Source organism: Streptomyces sp. SCSIO 30461 (assembly GCF_037023745.1).
Taxonomy (GTDB): Bacteria; Actinomycetota; Actinomycetes; order Streptomycetales; family Streptomycetaceae; genus Streptomyces.
In genome coordinates this window covers 7,603,308-7,625,834 of sequence record NZ_CP146101.1, presented here as the reverse complement: position 1 = coordinate 7,625,834, position 22,527 = coordinate 7,603,308, and the positions used below count along the sequence as shown (strand labels likewise).

The window sequence follows — 22,527 nt, the reverse complement described above, 5'->3', positions numbered from 1 at the left end:
GATCAACATATGTATGTCGGTGATACTGCGACAGCCCGTGAGACCGGACGGCCCTGGCTCAGGCCGGAAGGGTCCGGTGCTGGACGGGGTGCCATGCTCGCGGCAAGACGCAGTGATTAAGTGTCCCCTACGCAGGTGTGTGATCGCGAAAGGGGCTGGTCCAAGGTGCCTGACCGCAGAACATGGCAGCTCGGGGCAAGTTCGGCGATCAAGCAGATCAAGCAGATCAAGCAGATCAGCCAAGTTTTGTGGACCGGACGAAGGACCGGGCAGCCGTGGCGGCTCGCGACGGGCGCGACCGTGGCCGGCCTCGCCGTCGCGGCCGTCGCGGTCTCCGCGGCGGGCCCCTGGGACTTCGGTCAGCGTACGGCCGAGCGGGACCGCGCGGTGGCGCTGGGCCGGACAGGTGGCGTACATCACCGGGCTGCGGCGCCTGATGAGCCAGGTGAGCCGGCGCCCGCGCCAAGTGCGCCCGGTGTGCTGTCCGCGCCGCGCGCCCCTGTCGCCGCCTCCGGCGCCATCGCCCCCGTACTCGAACCCCTGATGGGCGACCCCGGGCTCGGCCCGGTCCTCACCGCGTCCGTCGTGGACCTCACCACCGGCAAGCAGGTCTACGGGAAGAACGCGGGCAGCCCCATGGCCCCCGCCTCCACGATCAAGATCGCCACGGCGGTGGCCGCGCTCTCCGCGACCGGCCCCACCCACCGCATCCCGACCACCGTGGTCGCCGCCCCGGACCACCGGACCGTCACCCTGGTCGGCGGCGGCGACCCCACCCTCGACCAGGTCAGGCTCGGCGCGCTGGCCGACGGCACCGCGCGCGCCCTGCGCGAGCACGGGGTCAGCACGGTACGGGTGACCTACGAGACCTCCCTCTACCGGGGCCCGGTCCTGCATCCCATCGGGGCCAACGACAACATCGCGCCCGTCACCCCGCTGATGCTGGACGAGGGCCGGCTCGACGGCTCCACCAGGGGGCCGGCGGACCGCGCGGAAGACCCGGCGCAGGATGCGGCGGCCGCGTTCGTCTCGCTGCTCGGCAAGCGCGGAATCAACACCGAGACGGGCCCCGACCAGGGCAAGCGCCCGGCCAAGGCCGTCACGGTCGCCAGGACGCTCTCGCTGCCCATGTCCGCGCTGGTCGAGCGGATGCTGACCAACAGCGACAACGACATCGCGGAAGCGCTGGCCCGACAGACCGCCATCGCCGACGGCCGCCCGGCCAGCTTCGCGGGCGGACAGGCCGCCGTCACCGCCCGGCTCAAGCGGCTGAAGCTCCCCGTCGCCAACGTGCGGCTCGCCGACGGGAGTGGCCTGAACCGTGCCGACCGGGTCTCCGCCGCCCTGCTCACCGGACTGCTGGCCCGCGCCGCCGACCCCGCGCACCCCGAGCTGCGCTCCGTCCTCACCGGGCTGCCGGTCGCGGGCTTCACGGGCACCCTCACCGAGCGCTCCCAGGCCCGCACCGCCGGCCTGGTACGCGCCAAGACCGGCAGCCTCACGGGCGTCGACACCCTGGCGGGCACGGCTGTGTCCGCCGACGGGCGGCTGCTGGCCTTCGCCTTCATGGCCGGGGAGACGCCGTTCTACGGAGCCGGCCGTCCGGCCCTGGACCGGATGGCGTCCGCGCTGATCCCGTGAGCGGCCTGGGCGGTGAGACGGCCCGGGCGGTGACACGGCTCGGGCAGCGACCCGCGAGTGACGCGGGTGTCGTCCACGGGTGGCCGCGGGCCGTTCCGGCGGACCCCCGGCCACCCCGGGCACCATCCCCGAAGGGCCTGGGCACCCTCGCACGTCCGCCCGCTCAGGTGTGCGTGACCTGCTGGCAGCAGGCCGCCGACCACGTACGGTTGACGCATGACGAGCATCGGTGGTGCCGCTTCCCCTGGGATGGTCGACTGGAACCTCGCGGTCGCGACCGCGACCCGGCTCGTACGGCCGGGCCCCGACGTCAGCCGCGACGAGGCGCGCGCCGTCGTCGCCGAGCTGCGCCGGCACGCGAAGGCGTCCGAGGAGCACGTCCGTGCGTTCACCCGGATGATCCCCGACGGCCACGCGCCCGAGGACACCCCGGTCCTGGTCGTGGACCGGCCCGGCTGGGTGAAGGCGAACGTCGCGGGATTCCGTCAGCTGCTGGCACCTCTGCTGGACAAGCTCCAGGAGCGCAGGTCGGCCACCCCGGGCGGTGCCGTCTTCGGCGCGCTCGGCGGCAAGGTCACCGGTGTCGAGCTGGGCATGCTGCTGTCGTTCCTGGCCTCCCGGGTTCTCGGCCAGTACGAGACCTTCGCCCCGGTCAGCCGTGAGCTGCCCGGAGCACCCGGCAGCAACGGCAGGCTGCTGCTGGTCGCGCCGAACATCGTGCACGTCGAGCGCGAGATGGACGTCGCCCCGCACGACTTCAGGCTCTGGGTCTGCATTCATGAGGAGACCCATCGCACCCAGTTCACCGCCGTGCCCTGGTTGCGCGACCACCTGGAAGGCGAGATCCAGGCTTTCCTCGCCGAGACGGACGTCGACCCCACGGCGGTGCTCGAACGGCTGCGCGAAGCCGCCCAGGCGCTCGCCGGGGGCCGCCCCGAGGGCGAGGAGGACGAGGGCCGCTCCCTCGTGGAGCTCGTGCAGACCCCGCAGCAGCGCGAGATCCTCGGCAGGCTGACCGCCGTGATGTCCCTACTGGAGGGCCATGCCGACTTCGTGATGGACGGGGTCGGACCGCAGGTCGTGCCGTCCGTCGGCGAGATCCGCGAGAAGTTCCAGGCCCGTCGCGCCCGTGGTGCTTCCCGACTCGACGTCGCGCTGCGCAAGCTGCTCGGGCTCGACGCCAAACTGCGCCAGTACCGCGACGGCGAGCGGTTCGTGCGCGCCGTGGTCGGTGAGGTCGGGATGGACGGGTTCAACCGGGTATGGACCTCGCCCAACACCCTGCCCACCAAGGCGGAGATCGCCAAACCGGCGGACTGGGTCGCGAGGGTGCACTGTAAGGCAGACTGAGCCGTAATCACCCATCCGAGGGACCGTGGCCCATGGATAGGCGTGCAATGCTCGGGGAACGGCCCGGTTCTGTCACCATCGACGCACTCTGAGTGACGGACCTCCCGTCCCGACTCCGACCGAGGCACCCCCCAAACTTCACGAAGGGCATCGGACATGGGTCCCCATCCTGCGGTCGCGGCGATACGCCTGGCGGTTCGCCGCGTACTCCACGACGTACTCAACGAACTGAGCGAGCTTCCCCACGAACTCCCGCAAGGCGTTCCGCACGAGCGTCCGCGTGCCACGGTCGGCGGTGGCCGGCCAGGCGCTGCCGCAGGCCCTGCCGCACCACTGGCGACGGCAGAGCCGCCGCTGGTCCTGGTCGCCTGCTCAGGCGGCGCCGATTCCATGGCACTCGCGTCAGCCCTGGCCTTCGAGGCTCGCAAGCTGTCCGTGCGGGCCGGCGGAGTCACCGTGGACCACGGCCTCCAGGCCGGTTCCGGGCTGCGTGCCGCGGAGGTCGCGGCCCGGCTCGCCGAGCTGGGACTCGACCCCGTGGAGACCGTCGCGGTCACGGTCGGCCGCGACGGTGGGCCGGAAGCCGCCGCCAGGGACGCCCGCTACGCCGCCCTGGACGAGGCCGCCGACCGGCTCGGGGCCGCCGCCGTGCTGCTCGGGCACACCCGGGACGACCAGGCTGAGACGGTTCTGCTGGGCCTCGCCCGCGGCTCCGGCATCCGCTCGCTCTCCGGTATGGCCGCTGTGTCCCCGACCGGCCGCTACCGCCGCCCCTTCCTCCAGCTCGACCGGCAGACCGCCCGCAAGGCCTGCCTCGTACAGCAGCTCCCGGTGTGGGACGACCCGATGAACGCCGATCCGGCGTACACCCGTTCCCGGCTGCGCCACGAGGGCCTGCCCGCCCTGGAGAAGGCCCTGGGCAAGGGCGTGGTCGAAGCGCTGGCCCGCACCGCCCAGCTGTCCCGTGACGACGCGGACGCACTGGACGCCTGGGCCGCCGACGTCGACGCCTCCGTGCGGGACGAGGCCGGACTGCTGGACTGCGCGAAGCTCTACGCGCTGCCCCCCGCGGTGCGTCGCCGGGTGCTCAGGAGGGCGCTGGTGGCAGCCGGTTCACCTGCCGGTTCGCTGTTCGCCCGGCATGTCGAGGAGGTCGAACGGTTGATCACCGGCTGGCGCGGCCAGCGGGCCATCAACCTGCCCGGCCGCGTCGAGGCCCGTCGGCAGGGTGGCAGACTGGTCATCCGGCAGGGCTGAGCCGGTCCTGCCGACAGGGCCGGGCGATCGGGACGCCGGGCAGCGACAGAAAGCGACGCGGGTGAACGAGAAGGACATGGGCACCGATCTGAAATCGGTGCTCATCACCAAGGAAGAGATCGACGCGAAGCTGGCCGAGCTGGCCGCGAAGATCGACGCGGAGTACGCGGGCAAGGACCTGCTCCTCGTCGGGGTCCTCAAGGGCGCCGTGATGGTGATGGCGGACCTGGCGCGTGCGCTGTCCACCCCCGCCACGATGGACTGGATGGCGGTGTCCTCGTATGGCGCCGGCACCCAGTCCTCAGGAGTGGTCCGCATCCTCAAGGACCTGGACACCGACATCAAGGGCAAGCACGTCCTGATCGTCGAGGACATCATCGACTCCGGGCTGACCCTGTCCTGGCTGCTGTCCAACCTGGGCTCGCGCGAACCGGCCTCCCTCGAGGTCTGCACGCTGCTGCGCAAGCCCGACGCGGCCAAGGTCGCCATCGACGTGAAGTGGATCGGCTTCGACATCCCGAACGAGTTCGTCGTCGGCTACGGTCTCGACTACGCCGAGAAGTACCGCAACCTGCCGTTCGTGGGCACCCTCGCACCACACGTCTACGGCGGCTGACCGCGGTCGGCGGCGACCGCGGGTCACCGCGGGCGGCACGGGAACCCGTGCCGCCTTCCCGCCGTTGGAGCATGGGAAGGCGGTCACCGCTGACAAAGCTGGGGTACCGTCCGAAGAACAGTCTTTTCAGTTGAGTGTCATAGCAGCTCTCATAGCAGCATTTACCTACGGGCAGGAGGGACGGAGCGGCACCGCTCCGTATGGATGGACGTGAAGCGATACTTCCGTGGGCCGGTCATGTGGATCGTGCTGGCTGTCCTCGCCGTGGTCGTGCTGATGCAGATTGTCGACCAGTCGGGCGGCTACAAGTCGGTGGACACCGCCAAGGTCGTCCAGGCGATCAACAAGAACCAGGTCAAGCAGGCCAAGCTGACCACTGGCGATGAGCAGATCATCAAGATCGAGCTGACCGACGGCCAGAAGATCAACGGCAGCGACAAGGTCCAGGCGAACTACATCGGCGACCAGGGCGTCGAGCTGGCCCAGACCCTCCAGCAGAAGTACGACGCCGGCGAGATCAAGGACGGCTACTCCGTCTCGCCCGAACGGCAGAGCCCGATCCTGTCGGTGCTGTTCTCACTTTTGCCCTTCGTGCTGATCGTGGTCGTCTTCCTGTTCCTGATGAACCAGATGCAGGGCGGCGGCTCCCGGGTGATGAACTTCGGGAAGTCCAAGGCCAAGCTGATCACCAAGGACACCCCCAAGACCACCTTCTCCGACGTGGCCGGTTCCGACGAGGCCGTCGAGGAACTCCAGGAGATCAAGGAGTTCCTCCAGGAACCGGCGAAGTTCCAGGCCGTGGGCGCCAAGATCCCCAAGGGCGTGCTGCTGTACGGTCCGCCCGGCACGGGTAAGACCCTGCTCGCGCGCGCCGTCGCGGGTGAGGCGGGCGTCCCGTTCTACTCGATCTCCGGCTCCGACTTCGTGGAGATGTTCGTCGGTGTCGGTGCCTCCAGGGTGCGCGACCTGTTCGAGCAGGCGAAGGCCAACGCCCCGGCCATTGTCTTCGTGGACGAGATCGACGCCGTCGGCCGGCACCGCGGCGCGGGCCTCGGCGGCGGGCACGACGAGCGCGAGCAGACCCTGAACCAGCTCCTCGTGGAGATGGACGGCTTCGACGTGAAGGGTGGCGTCATCCTGATCGCCGCCACCAACCGGCCGGACATCCTCGACCCGGCGCTGCTGCGCCCGGGCCGCTTCGACCGGCAGATCGCCGTCGACCGCCCCGACATGCAGGGCCGTCTGGAGATCCTGAAGGTCCACCAGAAGGGCAAGCCGGTCGCCCAGGACGTCGACCTCTCGGCCGTCGCCCGCCGTACCCCCGGTTTCACCGGTGCCGATCTGTCGAACGTGCTCAACGAGGCCGCTCTGCTGACGGCCCGCAGCGACAAGAAGCTGATCGACAACCAGATGCTGGACGAGGCGATCGACCGCGTCGTGGCGGGCCCGCAGAAGCGGACCCGGATCATGTCCGACAAGGAGAAGAAGATCACCGCGTACCACGAGGGCGGACACGCCCTGGTCGCGGCGGCTTCCCCCAACTCCGACCCGGTCCACAAGATCACGATCCTGTCCCGCGGCCGGGCGCTCGGCTACACGATGGTGCTGCCGGACGAGGACAAGTACTCGACCACGCGCAACGAGATGCTCGACCAGCTGGCGTACATGCTCGGTGGCCGTGCGGCCGAGGAACTGGTCTTCCACGACCCGACCACGGGCGCGGCGAACGACATCGAGAAGGCCACGACCACGGCTCGCGCCATGGTCACCCAGTACGGGATGACCGAGCGCCTTGGTGCGATCAAGTTCGGCGGTGACAACACCGAGCCGTTCCTGGGCCGCGAGATGGCGCACCAGCGCGACTACTCGGAAGAGGTCGCGGCGCTGGTGGACGAAGAGGTCAAGAAGCTCATCGAGACCGCGCACAACGAGGCCTGGGAGATCCTGGTCGAGAACCGCGATGTGCTCGACAACCTCGTCCTCGCCCTGCTGGAGAAGGAGACCCTCGGCAAGGAGGAGATCGCCGAGATCTTCGCCCCGATCGTGAAGCGCCCGGCCCGCCCGGCGTGGACCGGCTCCGCCCGCCGCACCCCGTCCACCCGCCCGCCGGTGCTCTCCCCGAAGGAGCTGGCCCTGACCAATGGCGCGGCCAACGGCACCGCCGGGACGAGCAGCACGGTGACGGATGTCACCAAGACCGCGGCCGAGCCGGTCGCGGAGGATCGACCGGAGACCTGACCAGGCGGTTTCGCCCCAGAGGTCCGATTTCCGGAATGAACACGGCACTCCCCGGGTTTTAACCTGGGGAGTGCTGCGTTATGCACGTTTTCACGCCGATGGCAGGACAGGAACGAGGCACACATGACCGACCCGGTGACGCTGGACGGCGAGGGCACGATCGGCGAGTTCGACGAGAAGCGCGCCGAGAACGCGGTGCGCGAGCTTCTCATCGCGGTCGGCGAGGACCCGGACCGTGAGGGCCTGCGGGAGACACCGGGGCGGGTGGCGCGCGCCTACAAGGAGATATTCGGCGGGCTCTGGCAGCGGCCGGAGGACGTGCTGACGACGACGTTCGACCTGGGGCACGACGAAATGGTCCTGGTGAAGGACATCGAGATCACCAGTTGCTGCGAGCACCATCTGGTCCCCTTCCGGGGTGTGGCGCACGTCGGCTACATCCCGTCCACCAGCGGCAAGATCACCGGGCTTTCCAAGCTGGCCAGGCTCGTGGACGTGTACGCCCGTCGCCCGCAGGTGCAGGAGCGGCTGACGACGCAGATCGCGGACTCCCTGATGAAGATCCTTGAGCCGCGCGGTGTGATCGTCGTGATCGAGTGCGAGCACATGTGCATGTCGATGCGAGGGATCCGCAAGCCCGGTGCCAAGACGATCACTTCGGCGGTCCGGGGGCAGCTGCGGGACGTGGCGACACGCAATGAGGCGATGAGCCTGATCATGGCGGACTGACGCGCCCCGTGCCGGCCGCCTGTCCGGCGGTTTCGGCGGCCGGGGTCCGGGCCCGCGGCGCCTGTCGCGCCCCACCGGGTCCGGTCCGGCCTTTTTCAACCGGTCGGTACGCGGCCCGCGCCGTTGTGCGCGTTGTCGCCGTCTTCCGGGAGTTTGCAGACCCGTTCCAGGAAGAGCGCCGCTGCGATCACCGCGAAGCCCGCGAGCACCGCGAAGCCGGCATAGATCGCCTGGTCGCGGCGCGCCGGGATGTCGAGGGAGCCGAGCAGGAAGACGGCGGTCCCCGCGTACATGCCGCTCACCAGCGCGGCGACCAGGGCGCTGGCCTGGCCGAAGACGACGGCGCGGGCGGCCATCATGGGTTCGACGCCCTTGGCCCCAGGGCGCCGTTCGCGCTGGGCGCGGAGGCGGTTGCGCAGGGAGAGCGCGGTGGCCGCCAGGACGGCGGCGATCACGGCCAGGACGATCGGCGCGGCGAGCGGCACACCCGGCAGCGTGCCGTACGCGTTCCACAAGCGCGCGGCGCCCCAGGACAGCACCCCCGCCGCCACGAAGAGCCCGGCCAGTACCCCGAGCCGCAGTTGCTTCACCGTGTGTCCCTGTGTCCCTTGTGTCTTCGCCGCGGTGCCACCGGAGGTGCCAGCCGTCCGGAAACACCAGCCGTCCCGGAGGTGTCGACGGCCCCGTAGAGCCTAACGACTACTCAGGCAGCCGGAGTTCCAGGTCGGCGCGCGCCACGACACCCTCCCGGCCGAGAGCCGCGAGCAGCTCGGCGATCGCTCCGCGACCCGGCAGCTGGGCGGCCGGGTCCACATCGCTCCACGGGGCGAGGACGAAGGCCCGCTCATGGGCGCGGGGGTGCGGCAAGGTGAGGAAGGGGTCGTCGGAGACGACTTCCGCATAGGACACGATGTCCACATCGATGGTGCGCGGACCCCAGCGCTCCTCGCGCACCCGGTCGAACGCCTCCTCGATGGCGTGGGCGCGCTCCAGCAGGGAGCCGGGCGGCAGGGTGGTCTTCACCACCACCACGGCGTTCAGATACGCGAGCTGGGAGCCGGGAGCGACGCCCCAAGGCTCCGTCTCGTAGACCGGTGAGACCGCCTTCACCCGGACTCCAGGGGTGTCCTCCAGGGCGTCCACGGCGCCCTGGAGGGTCTCCAGCCGGTTGCCCAGGTTGGAGCCGAGTGCGATCACGGCCCGCTTCGGGTTGGAGAGCGTGATGTCCGCGGCGTCGACCTGTTCGACGACGGCGGCGGGCACCGGCTGCACTGTGGGGTCGCTCATGCTCGGCTCCGGGTGATCGTGATGGTCACGTCGTCGAACGGGACGGTGATCGGGGCGTCGGGCTTGTGCACGACGACCTCGACCTGCTGGACCCCTTCGTGCTTGAGGCACTGCTGGGCGATCCGCTCCGCCAGTGTCTCGATGAGGTCCACCGGCTCGCCCTGGACGAGGGCGACGACCTCTTCCGCCACCACTCCGTAGTGCACCGTCTTCGAGAGGTCGTCGTCGGCCGCGGCGGGACGGGTGTCGAGGCTGAGCACCAGGTCGACGATGAAAGTCTGGCCCTCCTCCCGCTCCCGGGGGAAGACACCGTGGTGCCCGCGGGCCTTGAGGCCGCGCAGCGCGACACGATCCACGCGAATCACTCCAAGTCGTCGGTACGGCCCGCCGGACGTCCGGCGGGGCAGCGGTGGTGCGGCTGGCGCACGGTTCTGAATCTACCTGCGGGGTCCGACAGCACGGGCGCGCGGGGGAGTGGACGGCGCCGGGCAGCGGACTGGAAACGGCGCCTACCCGGCCGGGTCCGGATCAACCCGGGCAATTCCCGGTGCCCACCCGGGCCGGTGTGCCCTGCGGGTCCCTTCAGGGCCCTTCACGTCCTTCAGGGCCCCGCAGGCCCCTCAGGCGGGGGAATCGTCCTCGTCCTCGTCGTCGGATTCGGTCAGTACGGGTGACCCGTGATGTGACCAGATCCGCCAGCCGTCCGGTGTGCGGCGGAACACATTCGTCGCCACGACGAGCTGCCCGACCAGCGGTCCGAGCTCGCCCGCCTCTTCCGACGGCCCTCCGCTGAGGATGTTCTCGGTGCAGGTGACCACGGCTGTGTCGGCGGCCACGCTGACCCGTACGTCCGTGAGGAAGAACTGGATGTACTCGGTGTTCGCCATGATGAGCGCGTAGGAGCGGAGCACCTCGCCGCGCCCCGACAGCACGGGCCAACCGGGGTGCACGCAGGAGATGGCGTCCCCCTCGACGTCTCCGCCGCTGTCCGGGTTGTCGTCGAGCCAGAGGGTGGCGAGCTCCTCGAAGTCGCCGCGTTCCATCGCCTCGTAGAAGGCGGTGTTGGCGGTTTCGACCTCTTCGATGTCCGTGGGGGGCGTATGGGGCGTGGCGCCGGCGTCGCTCACAGGGCTCCCTCGACAGCGCGTGCGACCCGTACGGCGTCCGCCGTGGCCCGTACCTCGTGCACCCGTACCGCCCAGGCGCCCTCGTGCGCGGCGATCGCCGAGACCGCGGCGGTCGCCGCGTCGCGTTCACGGGCGGGCGGCGGGCCGGCCGCTCCTTCGGCGAGTACACGGCCGAGGAAGCGCTTGCGGGACGCCGCGACCAGCAGCGGTCGCCCGAGTGTGCGGAGCTGGGCCAGATGGGCGACGAGCGCGAGGTCGTGCTCGGCGTGCTTGGCGAAGCCGAGACCGGGGTCGATCACGATCCGTTCGGCGGAGACCCCGCCGTCGACCACCGCGTCCATCCGTTCGCGCAGCTCGGCGAGTACTTCGGCGACCACGTCCCCGTAGACCGCGCGGCTGTTCATGTCCTCGCTGAAACCGCGCCAGTGCATCACCACGAAGGGCACGTCCACGTCGGCGACCGCGGGGATCATCCGGGGGTCGGCGAGCCCGCCGGAGACGTCGTTGACCAGGGTCGCGCCCGCCGCGACGGCCCGCGCGGCGACGGAGGCGCGCATGGTGTCGACGGAGACGGTGATGCCTTCCGACGCCAGTCCCCGGACGACGGGGACGACGCGCCGCTGCTCCTCGTCCTCGTCCACCCTGGTGGCGCCGGGTCGGGTGGACTCGCCGCCGACATCGACCAGGTCCGCTCCCGCGGCCACCAGGTCGAGTCCGTGCTTGACGGCGGCCGTGGTGTCGAACCAGCGGCCCCCGTCGGAGAAGGAGTCCGGCGTCACGTTGACGACACCCATGACCGCGCAGCGGTCCCACTCCGGCAGGCCCCTGACCGTGCCACGGCCGCGCTCGTGCATTTCCCGCGACTCCCGCGACGACGTACTCATGCGTCCAGCGTAGTGCGGAGAGCCGCAGGGCCCACCGGGAAGCGGGGACAGCGGTTACGCCGCGCGCGCCTCGCCGTCCCCGACGACGGCGGTCGGCCGGATGCGCTGGACCTGGTGGACGCAGGGCCGCTCCGAGCGGGACCTGCGGCGGCGGAACGGGCGCGGCAGAGCGAAGGTCACGAAGCCCTCGGCCTGCATCGCGGCGAAGCCGATGCGTGGCAGGTCCCGGGTGTTGCGGAAGACCACGAACCGCGGCTCCCAGCGCGGCTGGAACTTCGCGTTGAACTTGTACAGCGACTCGATCTGGAACCAGCGGGACAGGAACACCAGCAGTCCGCGCCAGGTCCGCAGCACGGGCCCCGCGCCCAGCTTCTCGCCGCGGGCGAGCGCCGAGCGGAACATCGCGAAGTTCAGCGAGACCCGCTCGATGCCGATCTTCGGGGAGTCCTGGAGCGCGGCCACGATCAGCAGTTCGTTCATTCCGGGGTCGGCGGAGCGGTCGCGGCGCATCAGGTCCAGCGACATGCCGTCCGTACCCCAGGGGACGAAGTGCAGAACGGCCTTCAGGTCGCCGTACGGCGAGTCCGGGTCCTCCTTGTGCGCGGTGGCGATCACGCTGTCACCGTCGGAGGGGTCGCCGATCCGGCCGAGCGCCATGGAGAAGCCGCGTTCCGTGTCGGTGCCGCGCCAGTCCGCCGCGGCCCTGCGTATCCGCTCCAGCTCGCCGTCCGAAAGGTCACGGACGCGGCGTACCCGGGTCTCGTAACCATTGCGTTCGATGCGCTTCACCATCTGGCGCACATTCCGCATGGCGCGCCCGCTCAGGGAGAAATCCGCGACGTCCACCACCGCCTCGTCACCGAGTTCGAGGGCGTCCAGTCCGGTCTCCCGCGTCCACACCTGCCCGCCGGTCTCGGAGCAGCCCATCACCGCGGGGGTCCAGGAGTGGGCCTTGGCCTCGTCCATGAACCGTTCGATCGCGCCCGGCCATGCCTCGACGTCGCCGATCGGGTCGCCGCTGGCCAGCATCACACCGGAGACCACGCGGTAGCAGACAGCGGCCTTGCCGCTGGGGGAGAAGACGACTCCCTTGTCGCGGCGGAGCGCGAAGTGCCCGAGGGAGTCGCGCGTGCCGTGCCGGTCGAGGAGCTCGCGCAGCCGGGCCTCGTCGTCCTCGGTGAGCCGGGCGGCCGGCTGTTCGGGACGGAAAGCCAGATAGACCGTCGTCACGGCGGTGAGCAGGCCGAGCGCTCCCAGGGAGTAGCCGACGGTCCAGTCCACTCCGCCCGCGTACCCGACGGGGCCCTCGAAGCCGAAGAGACCGAACAGGACGTGCTCGAGCCGGTCGGTGAGGCTGGGGCTGCCGATGACCTTGTTCGGGTGGGCACTGACGATGACCAGCCCGAGGCCGATCGAACCGGCTCCCATCAGCACGAAGTTGGCGAGTGCCCGCCAGCGGCTGCTCGGGTCGGGCAGCGCGGCGAACTGGCTGCGGTGCCGCAGCAGCAGGGTGAGCAGCACCAGTGAAAGCAGCACGCCGATGACCGAGTTGCGGTACATGAACTGCGCGACCGCCCCGGCCGGCAGCAGGATCACCGCGGCGCGCCAGGCCCGGCGCTTGTTGCGCTTGAGGCCGTGCGCGAGCAGCAGCAGCAGTACGCCCGCACTGAGTGACAGCGCTGCGGCGAACGGTCCGAGCGCGCCCGGGAGCACCTCGGCAAGCGCGTGCATCCGGCTGTGCCGGAAGCGCGGGAACACGCCTGCGGCGATATCGATCAGGCCGATGAACGTACAGGCCGTACCGACCAGCGTGGGTACGTATTCGGCGCGCGGTCCCCGCAGGATCCGGCGTACCCGAACCGGAACCAGCCCCGACTTGTCCCCATCTACCGTGACAGACATCGCTTCCCGTACTCCGAGAGAGAGATTGTGAGTCCCTCGCCGCAGAATCGTCGGCGCGGACAGTGCGCTCTCTAGGACGACTCTTCCGGGCGGCGGGTTCATCCGCGCACAGGAAATTCTCAGGTGCCGGCTCCCTGTTCGCGTCCCTCACCATGTTCCGTATCCACGTTCCGCACGCACGTCCACGTACCTTTCCGCGTCTCACGGAAGTAGCTTGATCACCTCATGGGTCTCACCGGTAACAAGGTTCTGGCGCTGGCCGTACTCGCCGCCGTCGCGCTCTTCGCCATGACGATCTGGCTGTGGCCGCGACTGTCCCGTAACGGGTGGCGCAGTGTGCTCGGCCGGGTCGGCCTGCTGCTGGCGACCCAGTTGGCGCTCTTCGCCGCAGTCGGCCTCGCCGCCAACAAGTCCTTCCTGTTCTACGGCTCCTGGGCGGATCTCTTCGGCCAGGAGCAGGAGATGGGTGTGGTGGTCGACCACGCGGCGAGCAGCAAGCACGTCAAGGTGGTCGGCAAGCAGAAGACGGGGGTCCCGGGCGACTCACGGCCCGCGGCCGGCGGGCAGATCCACAAGGTCGTCATCAAGGGCGAGCGGTCCGGCATCGACAGCCCGGCCTATGTGTACCTGCCGCCGCAGTACTTTCAGTCCGAGTACGCTGCCAGGACCTTTCCCGCGACGGTCGTGCTGACCGGCTACCCGGGCACGGCAGAGAACCTGATCAAGGGCCTCAAGTACCCGAGGACGGCCTATGACCAGGCGAACAGCGGCAAGATGCAGCCGATGATCCTGGTCATGCTGCGCCCGACCGTCGCCCCTCCGAGGGACACCGAGTGCGTGGACATCCCGGGCGGGCCGCAGACCGAGACCTTCTTCGCCGAGGACCTGCGCGCAGCGATATCGGCGACCTACCGTGTCGGCAGCAAGCCCGCCAACTGGGGGTTCATGGGGAACTCGACCGGTGGCTACTGCGCGTTGAAGATCGCTCTGCACCACCCGCAGCGGTTCGCGGCGGGGGTGGGGCTGTCCGCGTACTACAAGGCGGCGGAGGATGCGACGACCGGGGACCTCTTCCACGGCGACAACGGCGCACGGAAGCGGGCGAACCTGCTGTGGAGCCTGAAGAACCGCCCCCAGGGCGCCTCTTCGTTCCTGGTCACCTCGTCCAAGCAGGGTGAGAACAACCTCGGTGGCACGCTGGAGTTCATCAAGCGGGTCAAGTCCCCGGCGAGGGTCTCCTCGATCATGCTGGACAGCGGTGGGCACAACTTCAACACCTGGGGCCGCGAGGTGCCCCCGGCGCTGGCGTGGCTCAGCGGGCGGCTCAGCGCCGAGTGACCCGTGGTGGTACGGGGCCTTTCGCCGGGGTGTTCGCGCGAAGTGGTTGCGGGACCCGATCGCTCAGCCGATGGACCGTTCGAACTGTCCGAAGAGATTGCCGGGCAGATCCCCCATTCGGCACCTACGCACGGTAAATTTCAGGCCATGCCACGTGGACGCCACCGCCATTCACCACCTCTGCACCAGCTCATGCCGCCTTCCGCGGTCGCTGGCGCTTCGGTTCTCACCGCCGCCGGCGCCTGGCTGTTCGCGGATACGCTCGTGCTCCGTTTCATGGTCGCGGCTGCGGCAGCCGCCGCGGTCACCGGCGCGGTACTCATGCGCAGTTGGGACCGGAGTGCGGGCCGCCGCGTCGCCGAACTCACCCGCGCACGCGCCAGTGATGCCTGGAAGACCGAGGAGCGCGTAGCCGAGCTGGAGTCCGATCTCGACGAGTCCCGCGAACTGCGCGCCAAGCTGGATGCCAAGCTCCGCGCCAAGCGGGTCGAGCTGGCGAAGCTGCGCAACGAGCACGCCGCACTGCTGAGGCGTTATGCGACCGCGGAGACCGAGCGCGCCAGCGCACTCGAAGGCCGCAGGCGGCTCGCGATCGAGGTTTCCGCGCCGAAGGAGCTTCCCGCGGGCGGCTCCACGCCGACGCCGTCCGCGTACCGGCGGGCCGCCGACGCGCTGGAGAACCTCTCGCGCAACGCCGCCGCCCAGCAGGCCAGGCACACCGTGGAGGAGGCCCGCCGCCGCGATCTGGCGGACCGGGCGCGTGAGGCGGACGAGCCGCAGGGGAAGCACGCGGCGGTCGGTGGGGGAGAGCAGCACACCCGCCCGTCGTCCGCCGGCCCCGCGCTTCCCGCGGTCCCCGTCCTTCCGGCGCTTCCCGCGCGGATGCCGGTGCCGATCGCCTCGGCGGTCGTGCCGTATGCGGCGCGCCAGCAGCGCCCGCTGGGGGGCTTCGACTTCTTCGGCGCGAGCCGTCTCGCCCCCGCCGAACTCGCGGCGGTCCAGGAGGAGGACCTCGCGGACGTGGTGGGTGAGGAGGCGCTGGCGGAGGCAGCGGGCGCCGACGCGGGAGGACAGGACCGTGCGGTCGGCGAGGTCATCGACCTGACCGAGCACGACGAGACGGAACAGCTCGATGTCACGGAGCTGCGCACCGCGATCTCCTGACCGACGGGGCGGCAGGCACGCAGTGAGGGCCGACCGGCATCAGCGCCGGTCGGCCCTCACTGCTTCGCGCCCGACGCCGGGGCGGCGCGGCCGACCGCCGGTGGACCCGGCTGCCTGCGCCACGGCCGGACGGTCTGCTCATGGCGACACGGTCTGCTCATGGTGGTACGGACTACTTGTCGATGTCTCCGACCACGAAGAACATCGACCCCAGGATCGCCACCATGTCCGCGACCAGCGTCCCCGGCAGCAGCTCGGTCAGCGCCTGGATGTTGTTGTACGAGGCCGACCGGAGCTTGAGGCGGTATGGAGTCTTGTCGCCCTTGGAGACCAAGTAGTAGCCGTTGATGCCCAGCGGGTTCTCGGTCCAGGCGTAGGTGTGTCCCTCGGGAGCCTTGAGTACCTTCGGCAGCCGCTGGTTGATGGGACCGGGCGGCAGCTCGGCGATGCGGTCCAGGCAGGCGTCCGCCAGCGCGAGCGCGTTGTGGGTCTGTTCCAGCAGGCACTCGAAGCGGGCCAGGCAGTCGCCCTCGGCGCGGGTGACCACATTCAGGGTGTCCTGGAGTTCCCCGTATGCGAGGTAAGGCTCGTCGCGCCGCAGGTCGAAGTCGACACCCGAGGCGCGGGCGATGGGTCCGGAGACCCCGTACGCGTGCGCCGCCTGCGGGGTCAGCACGCCGACGCCGCGGGTGCGGCCACGGAAGATCTCATTGCCGAGTACGAGCCGGTCGTACACGTCCATCCGCGAACGCACGTCGGCGACCGCCGCCCGGGCTCGCCCGGTCCAGCCGGCCGGCATGTCCTCCTTGAGCCCGCCGACCCGGTTGAACATGTAGTGCATCCGGCCGCCGGAGATCTCCTCCATCACGGTCTGGAGCTCTTCGCGCTCACGGAAGGCGTGGAACACCGCGGTGATTCCGCCCAGTTCGAGTGGGTACGACCCGAGGAACATCAGGTGGTTGAGGACGCGGTTCAGCTCCGCGAGCAGGGTCCGGGTCCAGACGGCGCGCTCCGGGACCTCCATGCCCAGCATGCGTTCGACCGCCATGACCACGCCGAGCTCGTTGGAGAAGGCGGACAGCCAGTCGTGGCGGTTGGCCAGCATCACGATCTGCCGGTAGTCGCGCGCCTCGAAGAGCTTCTCCGCACCCCGGTGCATATAGCCGATCACGGGCTCGGCGTGCTGGACGCGCTCTCCGTCGAGAACGAGCTTCAGGCGGAGCACACCGTGGGTGGAAGGGTGCTGCGGCCCGATGTTCAGCACCATGTCGGTGCTCTCCGCCGCGCCGCCGATGCCGACCGTCGTCTCCGTCATGGCGACAGTATCCCCCGGCCGTGCGGGTGACGGGGGCCCGGCCCGAAGAGCGGACACCCCGGGGGTCGCCGGCCGGTGGCGAGCGTGCCGTGCGCGGTGGTCCGCAGGGGCGTGCGCGGGGGTCCTCGGGGTCCTGGGCGGTTGGTACCTGAGGGCGTGCGCGGGGGTCCGCAGGGCTGTGAGCGGTGGGCTCTGGGCCGCCGGCGGTGGTCCGTGTTCGTCAGCGCCCGCTCGCCGGATACGGCACGGGCTGGAGCAGCCATACGAAATCGCCGAGCCCGCCCCGCGCCGTCAGCTCGGCCGCCTGGCCCGCTGCGGCGAGGGCACGCACGTATCCGGCGGGGTCGGATGACGCCAGGGCCAGCGGCGGACGCCCGCCCGATACGCCGAGACGGCGCAGCGCCTCGCGCTGGCTCAGCAACTTTGCACCGGTGCCCGTATGGGCGTCCGCACCGGCATGGAGGCAGGCGTCCAGGGCGACGTGCGCGGTGATGTCGCAGCCGCCGTCCGGTATCGGGCGGACCTCGCGCCCGTCGCGGAAGCCGGTGAGGCTGCCGAACGGCGGCCGGGTGCCGGTGGTGTGCGCGTAGTCGACGGCGACGGCGAGCCCGGCGCCCAGCGCGGCCACGGTGGTGGCCCACGCCTCGTCGCGCGCACGCCCGATCTCGGCCCTGAGCCCCGTCTCGGCCCTGAGCCCCGTCTCGGACAGGGCGCCGGGGGTGGCACCGCCGACACCCGAGACACTCCCGGCCGCGACCGTCGGCCACCATCGCGCCAGCCATTCCGCGTCCGCCCCGCTCACCGGCTCCCCGAGCCGCTCCGCGCCGTCCTCGGTGCGTACCAGGACGTAGCGGGTGACGCCCGCCTCGTCCACCTCGGCGACATCCACCGGCACGTTGTCCAGCCACTCGTTCGCGAAGAGCAGCCCGTTCGCACCGGCAGGGGGCCGCTCCGACCACTCGATACGCGGGTCCAGCCCGTGGGGCCGTGCGGCGCGCTCCACCGCGCAGGCCCGCACCGGCCGGCCGTCCGGCAGCCGCCCGCCGTCCGGCAGCGCCGCCAGCACACCGGTCAGCAGCTCCCCGCGGCCGGCGCCCATGTCGATCAGCGTGATCTCGGTCGCGTCCGGCAGGGTCGCGGCGGTTTCGGTCAGCAGCCTGGCCACAGCCCTGGCGTACAGCGGCGAAGCATGCACCGAGGTACGGAAGTGGCCGGCCGGCCCCTCCGGCCGCCGGAAGAATCCGGCGGGCCCGTACAGCGCCCGCTCCATCGCGATCCGCCAGGGCACCCAACCCTCCGCCTCCTGGGGCTGGTGCGTCGATGTACCCGCATCGCCCGGACTGCGGTCCGTCGCTTCATATGTCACGTGTGTCAGTGTCCACCTTGCGGAGTAGGTGTTCAGCGAACGGATCGGCCCTCCGGTTGACCCCGGCACCTTCCGCTTTCCCTACGCTGGGTTACGTGCAGCGCCTCTATGACTTTGTCCGCAGACACCCGACGGGGATCGACACCTTCTGGGCCGTCGTCCTGTTCGGGTTCTCCATGCTGTGGGTCGTCCAGGACACCGAGGGCAACCAGCCGCGCCCGGTGGCGGCTCTCCTCGTCCTGCTCCTCTGCCTCGCCGTGGCACTGCGACGCCGCGCCACGGAGCTGATGCTGCTGCTCGTGGCGGCCGTCGGGGTCGCACAGATCGCGCTGAACATCAAGATCAACGCGGCGGATTTCGCCATGCTGGTGATCATTTACACGGTCGCGGCTCATGAAGGTCCTCGCTGGGCCTCCCGGCTCGCACTCGCCGGCGGCCTCGCCGCCGCCCCGCTCGCCCAGATCCGCTGGCCTGAGGGGGGTATGGGCGTAGGCCAGCGGATCGTGGTCACCACCGTGATGGCGGTCCCCTTCGCTCTCGCCTGGGTACTCGGCGACTCCCTGCGCACCCGCCGTGCCTACTTCGCACAGCTGGAGGAGCGTGCCACGCGGCTGGAACAGGAACGTGAGGCCCAGTCCAAGGTCGCTGTCGCCGCCGAGCGCGCCCGAATCGCCCGCGAACTGCACGATGTCGTCGCCCACAACGTCTCCGTGATGGTGGTGCAGGCCGATGGCGCCGCGTACGTCATGGACACCGCACCCGACCAGGCGCGGCAGGCCCTGGAGACCATCTCCACCACCGGTCGTCAGGCCCTCGCAGAGATGCGCCGGCTGCTCGGGGTGCTGCGCACGTCGGATGCTCCTGAGAGCGGCGAGTATGTGCCGCAGCCTGACGTCCAGCAGATCGAGGACCTGGTCGAACGGGTACGTGAAGCCGGCCTCGAGGTCGACTTCAAGATCGAGGGCACCCCGCGCTCGCTGCCCAGCGGCGTGGAACTCACGGCGTACCGTATCGTCCAGGAGGCTCTGACCAACACCCGCAAGCACGGTGGGCCCGACACCGCAGCCAGCGTCCGGCTGGTGTACTTCGACGACGGTCTGGGCCTGCTCGTGGAGGACGACGGACGGGGCGCAGCCCGCGAGATGTACGAGGACGGCGGCGCCGACGGCAAGGGGCACGGGTTGATCGGCATGCGCGAACGCGTCGGCATGGTCGGCGGCACCCTGGACGCCGGGCCCCGTCCGGGCGGCGGCTTCCGCATCAGCGCCCTGCTTCCGCTCAAACCCGCCCACTAGGGCGTGCGGGAGCGGGCACAGGGCAGTGGGATCAAGCACAGGGCAGTGGGATCAGGCGGCCGACCGCGGTCCCCCGGACATCGCCGCGCGCCGAGTCCGCCCCACCTCGGCAACCGCCTCTCGCCGCACCCGCCTTCAGGCGCTGAGCCCGGTGCGGTGGGCGTTGCGGGACCGGCACCCGGGACACCGATGAGGGCCGCGGTGGCCGAGCTCGCCGGGTCCGGGGCCTGAGACCCGGCCGCGTCGGGCAACAGAAAGGCGGCCCGCGGCTCGTTGCGTACGCTGGCCGTATGACGCACGCGCCGGAAGAGTCCTCGGTAGGACACGTAAGAGTCATGCTCGTCGACGACCAGGTACTGCTGCGTACGGGCTTCCGTATGGTGCTGGCCGCGCAGCCTGACATGGACGTCGTGGCGGAGGCCGGGGACGGGGTCGAGGCGATCGAGCTGCTGCGGACCACGCCGGTGGACGTGGTGCTGATGGACGTCCGGATGCCGAGGATGGATGGCGTCGAGGCCACCCGTCGCATCTGCGCGCAGCCGAACGCGCCGAAGGTGCTCATCCTGACCACCTTCGACCTCGACGAGTACGCCTTCACGGGTCTGAAGGCGGGCGCGAGCGGGTTCATGCTCAAGGACGTGCCGCCGAGTGAACTGCTCGCCGCGATCCGGTCCGTGCACAGCGGGGACGCGGTGGTGGCGCCGTCCACCACCAGACGGCTGCTCGACCGCTTCTCGCCGATGCTGCCGTCCGCGGGGGAGCCTGAGCAGCACAAGGAGATCGGCAAGCTCACCGAACGCGAACGAGAGGTCATGCTGCTGGTGGCGCAGGGGCTCTCCAACGGGGAGATCGCCGGGCGGCTTGTGCTGTCCGAGGCCACGGTCAAGACGCATGTGGGCCGGATCCTCACCAAGCTGGACCTGCGGGACAGGGTCCAGGTGGTGGTGCTCGCCTACGAGTCCGGTCTGGTGCGGGCAGGCGGCAACGCCGGGGCGTGAGCGGACCGCTCCTGATCAGGGGCGTGAGCGGACCGCTCCGGATCAGCGGACTGCTCTGGACAAAGGGCCGTTCGGTGGCGGCAGGACATAGACCGTGCACGAAACAGGCTCGCAGGGCGGGCCACCGGGCATCTCCGCTCGGATCGGTCGGCCGTGCCCCAACTGGCCGAGCGCACAGCGGAGTCGGCCGGGCCGTGTCCGACACCGAACCCGGCAGGCCGCCGCGCCACAGCGCGCGGTGGTCTAAGGTCGGCTTGTCGCAAGTCCCTTTCCGTCGGTGCCGTTTGTCGCCGAACGCGGATGGGGAGGGTGGAGGCGACCGGCCCGGTCGGGCCGACTCATGACGGGGGTTTTGACATGTCGACGATCGCTGTGTTCTTCGGGCTGCTCGCGGGTGCGGTGGGAGCGCTCATCTGGGTGCTGCTGCGGCGGGACAACAGACCGACGGAGAACGTGGACGGGCTGCTGATCGAGCAGGAGCGGCGCCGGACGGCGGCCCAGGACCGGATCTCGTTCAACGCGGTGACCCAGCGCAGCATGCCGCCCGGCATGAGGGACAGCCGCCACAGGCGCTGAGCCTGCCGTCCCGGCTCCGGCCCGGTTCTCAGCGCAGGACCGTTCTCCAGGAAGTCACTGCCGACTGGGGCATATGGCCGCCGTTCAGCAGTACCTCCTCGACACCTGTCGCGCCTCCCGCACCGGCGCCCCGATGCCTCCGTCCCCGGGACTCCATGAGATCCTCCGTGTGCTGTTCAGCCGGCTGTGCGGCCCCCGCCGTCCGGGGCCAGAAAGCGTATGAACTCCGCCACGGCCGCCCGCACATCCTCGGCGGTCCACTCCAGCCCCTCCGCCGCCACGGTCAACTCCGTGACGGAGACGCCCGGCGGTCCCCAGGGCTCCGGAGCGAACCAGCGCCGGAAGAGGGTGGTGCCCGTCCGCTCCGCCTGGCGCAGCGACGCCTCGTTCAACTTGTCCGGTTCATATGGCAGCCACACCTGGAACTGGTGGGTGTGCGGGCGGGCGGGGTGGACCCGGAACCAGTCGATCTCAGGCGCGGCCCGCATCCCGTCCGCCAGTGCTGCCGCCACGGTCCGCGCATGGGCCACGTAGGAGGGCAGCCGCGGCAGTTCCCGCTGCAGGCCGAGCAGCGCGGACAGCGCGGCCGGATACTGCTGGAAGAGCTGCCCGCCGTATCGGTGCCGCCAGGCCCTTGCCTCGTCCACGAGGGTCCCGGTCCCCGCCAGCACGGCCCCGGAAAGCCCGCCCAGGGACTTGTAGAAGGACACGTACACGCTGTCGGCGAGCCGGGCGATCTCGTCCGTACCCCGTCCGAAGTGGGCGGTGCACTCCCACAGCCTGGCGCCGTCCATGTGCACCACCGCGTCCCGCTCCCGTGCGGCTTCCACCACGTCCACCAGTTCGTCCCAGGACGGGAGCAGGAACCCGGCTTCGCGCAGCGGTAGCTCCAGCATCAGCGTGCCGAACGGCTCCTCCAGGTCCCGGACCTCCTCGGCCGTCGGCAACCGGGGCGCTCGGGTCGGATGGACCGTGCGCAGCCCGCTCACCAGCCCGAGCGCACCTCGCTCATGCATCTCGGGGTGGGCCAGTGGATGGAGTGCGACCGTGTGGTTGCCCGTGCGGCCGGCCCAGCAGCGGAGCGCCACCTGCTGCGCCATCGTCCCGGTCGGGAAGAACGCGGCGGCGGGGAAGCCGAGCAGTGCCGCCACCCGGTCCTCCAACGCCTCCACGACCCCGTCGCCGTAGACGTCGACCTTGTCGCCCAGGTCGTGGACCGCGCCCGCGTCGGCGGCGAGCGCCGCCAGCCGCTCACCCAGGCGGAACTCCGCCGGTGAGCGCCACAGCACCCGCTTCGACGCCCGCCAGGCATCAATCCTGCGCTGGGTCTCGTCCTGCTCTCTCCACGTCACGCTCGCCGTGCCCGTGGCGTCCGTCGTGCCCGTGGCGCTCATGGCGCTCGCCGTGGCCGTGGCGCTTGTCGTGCCCGTCTCGTCCATCGTCA

General features: G+C 70.6%; 20 protein-coding genes. 11 read left to right on the top strand and 9 right to left on the bottom strand.

Translation table 11 applies throughout. The features are described from left to right. Positions 1-225 precede the first annotated feature (225 nt). The 6 genes from dacB (at position 226) to folE (ending at position 7,831) form a co-directional block, all read left to right on the top strand. Complete coding sequence (dacB, locus tag V1460_RS34275) at positions 226-1,641, top strand: D-alanyl-D-alanine carboxypeptidase/D-alanyl-D-alanine-endopeptidase (RefSeq protein WP_407077651.1); 1,416 nt, start codon at positions 226-228, stop codon at positions 1,639-1,641. Between the two features lie 216 nt (positions 1,642-1,857). Next, positions 1,858-2,991, top strand: a complete 1,134-nt coding sequence (locus V1460_RS34270; RefSeq protein WP_338677477.1) for a zinc-dependent metalloprotease — start codon at positions 1,858-1,860, stop codon at positions 2,989-2,991. 156 nt (positions 2,992-3,147) lie between these two features. Further along, the gene (gene tilS / locus V1460_RS34265) at positions 3,148-4,248 is read left to right on the top strand and encodes a tRNA lysidine(34) synthetase TilS (protein ID WP_338677476.1); all 1,101 of its coding nucleotides are present in this window, start codon (positions 3,148-3,150) and stop codon (positions 4,246-4,248) included. A gap of 76 nt (positions 4,249-4,324) precedes the next feature. Then, positions 4,325-4,864 (top strand): hypoxanthine phosphoribosyltransferase, encoded by a 540-nt coding sequence (gene hpt, locus V1460_RS34260; protein ID WP_338678337.1) that lies wholly within the window; start codon positions 4,325-4,327, stop codon positions 4,862-4,864. 204 nt (positions 4,865-5,068) lie between these two features. After that, complete coding sequence (ftsH, locus tag V1460_RS34255) at positions 5,069-7,102, top strand: ATP-dependent zinc metalloprotease FtsH (RefSeq protein ID WP_338677475.1); 2,034 nt, start codon at positions 5,069-5,071, stop codon at positions 7,100-7,102. Positions 7,103-7,225: 123 nt separating this feature from the next. After that, on the top strand, positions 7,226-7,831 hold the full coding sequence (gene folE / locus V1460_RS34250) for a GTP cyclohydrolase I FolE (protein ID WP_338677474.1): 606 nt from the start codon (positions 7,226-7,228) through the stop codon (positions 7,829-7,831). Between the two features lie 95 nt (positions 7,832-7,926). On the opposite strand, the gene V1460_RS34245 is transcribed toward folE, so the two are convergent. The 6 genes from V1460_RS34245 to V1460_RS34220 all read right to left on the bottom strand — a co-directional run bounded on the left by V1460_RS34245 (position 7,927) and on the right by V1460_RS34220 (position 13,031). Then, positions 7,927-8,421 carry a DUF3180 domain-containing protein gene (locus tag V1460_RS34245; protein WP_338677473.1) on the bottom strand — a complete coding sequence of 165 codons (495 nt, stop codon included), beginning with the start codon at positions 8,419-8,421 and terminating at the stop codon, positions 7,927-7,929. A gap of 109 nt (positions 8,422-8,530) precedes the next feature. Then, positions 8,531-9,118 carry a 2-amino-4-hydroxy-6-hydroxymethyldihydropteridine diphosphokinase gene (folK, locus tag V1460_RS34240; RefSeq protein ID WP_338677472.1) on the bottom strand — a complete coding sequence of 196 codons (588 nt, stop codon included), beginning with the start codon at positions 9,116-9,118 and terminating at the stop codon, positions 8,531-8,533. Then, positions 9,115-9,474, bottom strand: a complete 360-nt coding sequence (gene folB, locus V1460_RS34235) for a dihydroneopterin aldolase (RefSeq protein WP_338677471.1) — start codon at positions 9,472-9,474, stop codon at positions 9,115-9,117. Before folB ends, folK begins: the two co-directional genes overlap by 4 nt. Positions 9,475-9,738: 264 nt before the next feature. Next, positions 9,739-10,245, bottom strand: coding sequence for a nuclear transport factor 2 family protein (locus tag V1460_RS34230; protein WP_338677470.1), 507 nt, complete (start codon positions 10,243-10,245; stop codon positions 9,739-9,741). Then, positions 10,242-11,099 (bottom strand): dihydropteroate synthase, encoded by an 858-nt coding sequence (folP, locus tag V1460_RS34225; RefSeq protein WP_338678336.1) that lies wholly within the window; start codon positions 11,097-11,099, stop codon positions 10,242-10,244. Before folP ends, V1460_RS34230 begins: the two co-directional genes overlap by 4 nt. An 84-nt stretch (positions 11,100-11,183) precedes the next feature. Continuing rightward, on the bottom strand, positions 11,184-13,031 hold the full coding sequence (locus V1460_RS34220) for a phosphatidylglycerol lysyltransferase domain-containing protein (protein ID WP_338677469.1): 1,848 nt from the start codon (positions 13,029-13,031) through the stop codon (positions 11,184-11,186). Positions 13,032-13,256: 225 nt separating this feature from the next. Between V1460_RS34220 and V1460_RS34215 the strand changes: the two genes are divergently transcribed. Together V1460_RS34215 and V1460_RS34210 are read left to right on the top strand one after the other, a co-directional pair. Continuing rightward, entirely contained in the window at positions 13,257-14,369 is a 1,113-nt protein-coding gene (locus V1460_RS34215) for an alpha/beta hydrolase-fold protein (RefSeq protein WP_338677468.1), read from the top strand. Between the two features lie 147 nt (positions 14,370-14,516). Then, complete coding sequence (locus V1460_RS34210) at positions 14,517-15,533, top strand: hypothetical protein (RefSeq protein ID WP_338677467.1); 1,017 nt, start codon at positions 14,517-14,519, stop codon at positions 15,531-15,533. Between the two features lie 172 nt (positions 15,534-15,705). On the opposite strand, the gene V1460_RS34205 is transcribed toward V1460_RS34210, so the two are convergent. Next, entirely contained in the window at positions 15,706-16,848 is a 1,143-nt protein-coding gene (locus tag V1460_RS34205; RefSeq protein WP_338677465.1) for an NADH-quinone oxidoreductase subunit D, read from the bottom strand. Between the two features lie 220 nt (positions 16,849-17,068). Then, positions 17,069-18,214, bottom strand: a complete 1,146-nt coding sequence (locus V1460_RS34200) for an SAM-dependent methyltransferase (protein ID WP_407077571.1) — start codon at positions 18,212-18,214, stop codon at positions 17,069-17,071. A gap of 95 nt (positions 18,215-18,309) precedes the next feature. Here V1460_RS34200 and V1460_RS34195 point away from each other — a divergent pair, with 95 nt between their 5' ends. The 3 genes from V1460_RS34195 to V1460_RS34185 all read left to right on the top strand — a co-directional run bounded on the left by V1460_RS34195 (position 18,310) and on the right by V1460_RS34185 (position 21,083). Continuing rightward, the gene (locus tag V1460_RS34195; RefSeq protein WP_338677464.1) at positions 18,310-19,509 is read left to right on the top strand and encodes a sensor histidine kinase; all 1,200 of its coding nucleotides are present in this window, start codon (positions 18,310-18,312) and stop codon (positions 19,507-19,509) included. A 290-nt stretch (positions 19,510-19,799) separates the two neighbouring features. Next, complete coding sequence (locus V1460_RS34190; protein ID WP_338677463.1) at positions 19,800-20,507, top strand: response regulator transcription factor; 708 nt, start codon at positions 19,800-19,802, stop codon at positions 20,505-20,507. A 357-nt stretch (positions 20,508-20,864) separates the two neighbouring features. Then, the gene (locus tag V1460_RS34185) at positions 20,865-21,083 is read left to right on the top strand and encodes a hypothetical protein (RefSeq protein ID WP_338677462.1); all 219 of its coding nucleotides are present in this window, start codon (positions 20,865-20,867) and stop codon (positions 21,081-21,083) included. Between the two features lie 176 nt (positions 21,084-21,259). On the opposite strand, the gene V1460_RS34180 is transcribed toward V1460_RS34185, so the two are convergent. Further along, entirely contained in the window at positions 21,260-22,477 is a 1,218-nt protein-coding gene (locus V1460_RS34180) for a beta-eliminating lyase-related protein (protein ID WP_338678334.1), read from the bottom strand. Positions 22,478-22,527 lie beyond the last annotated feature (50 nt).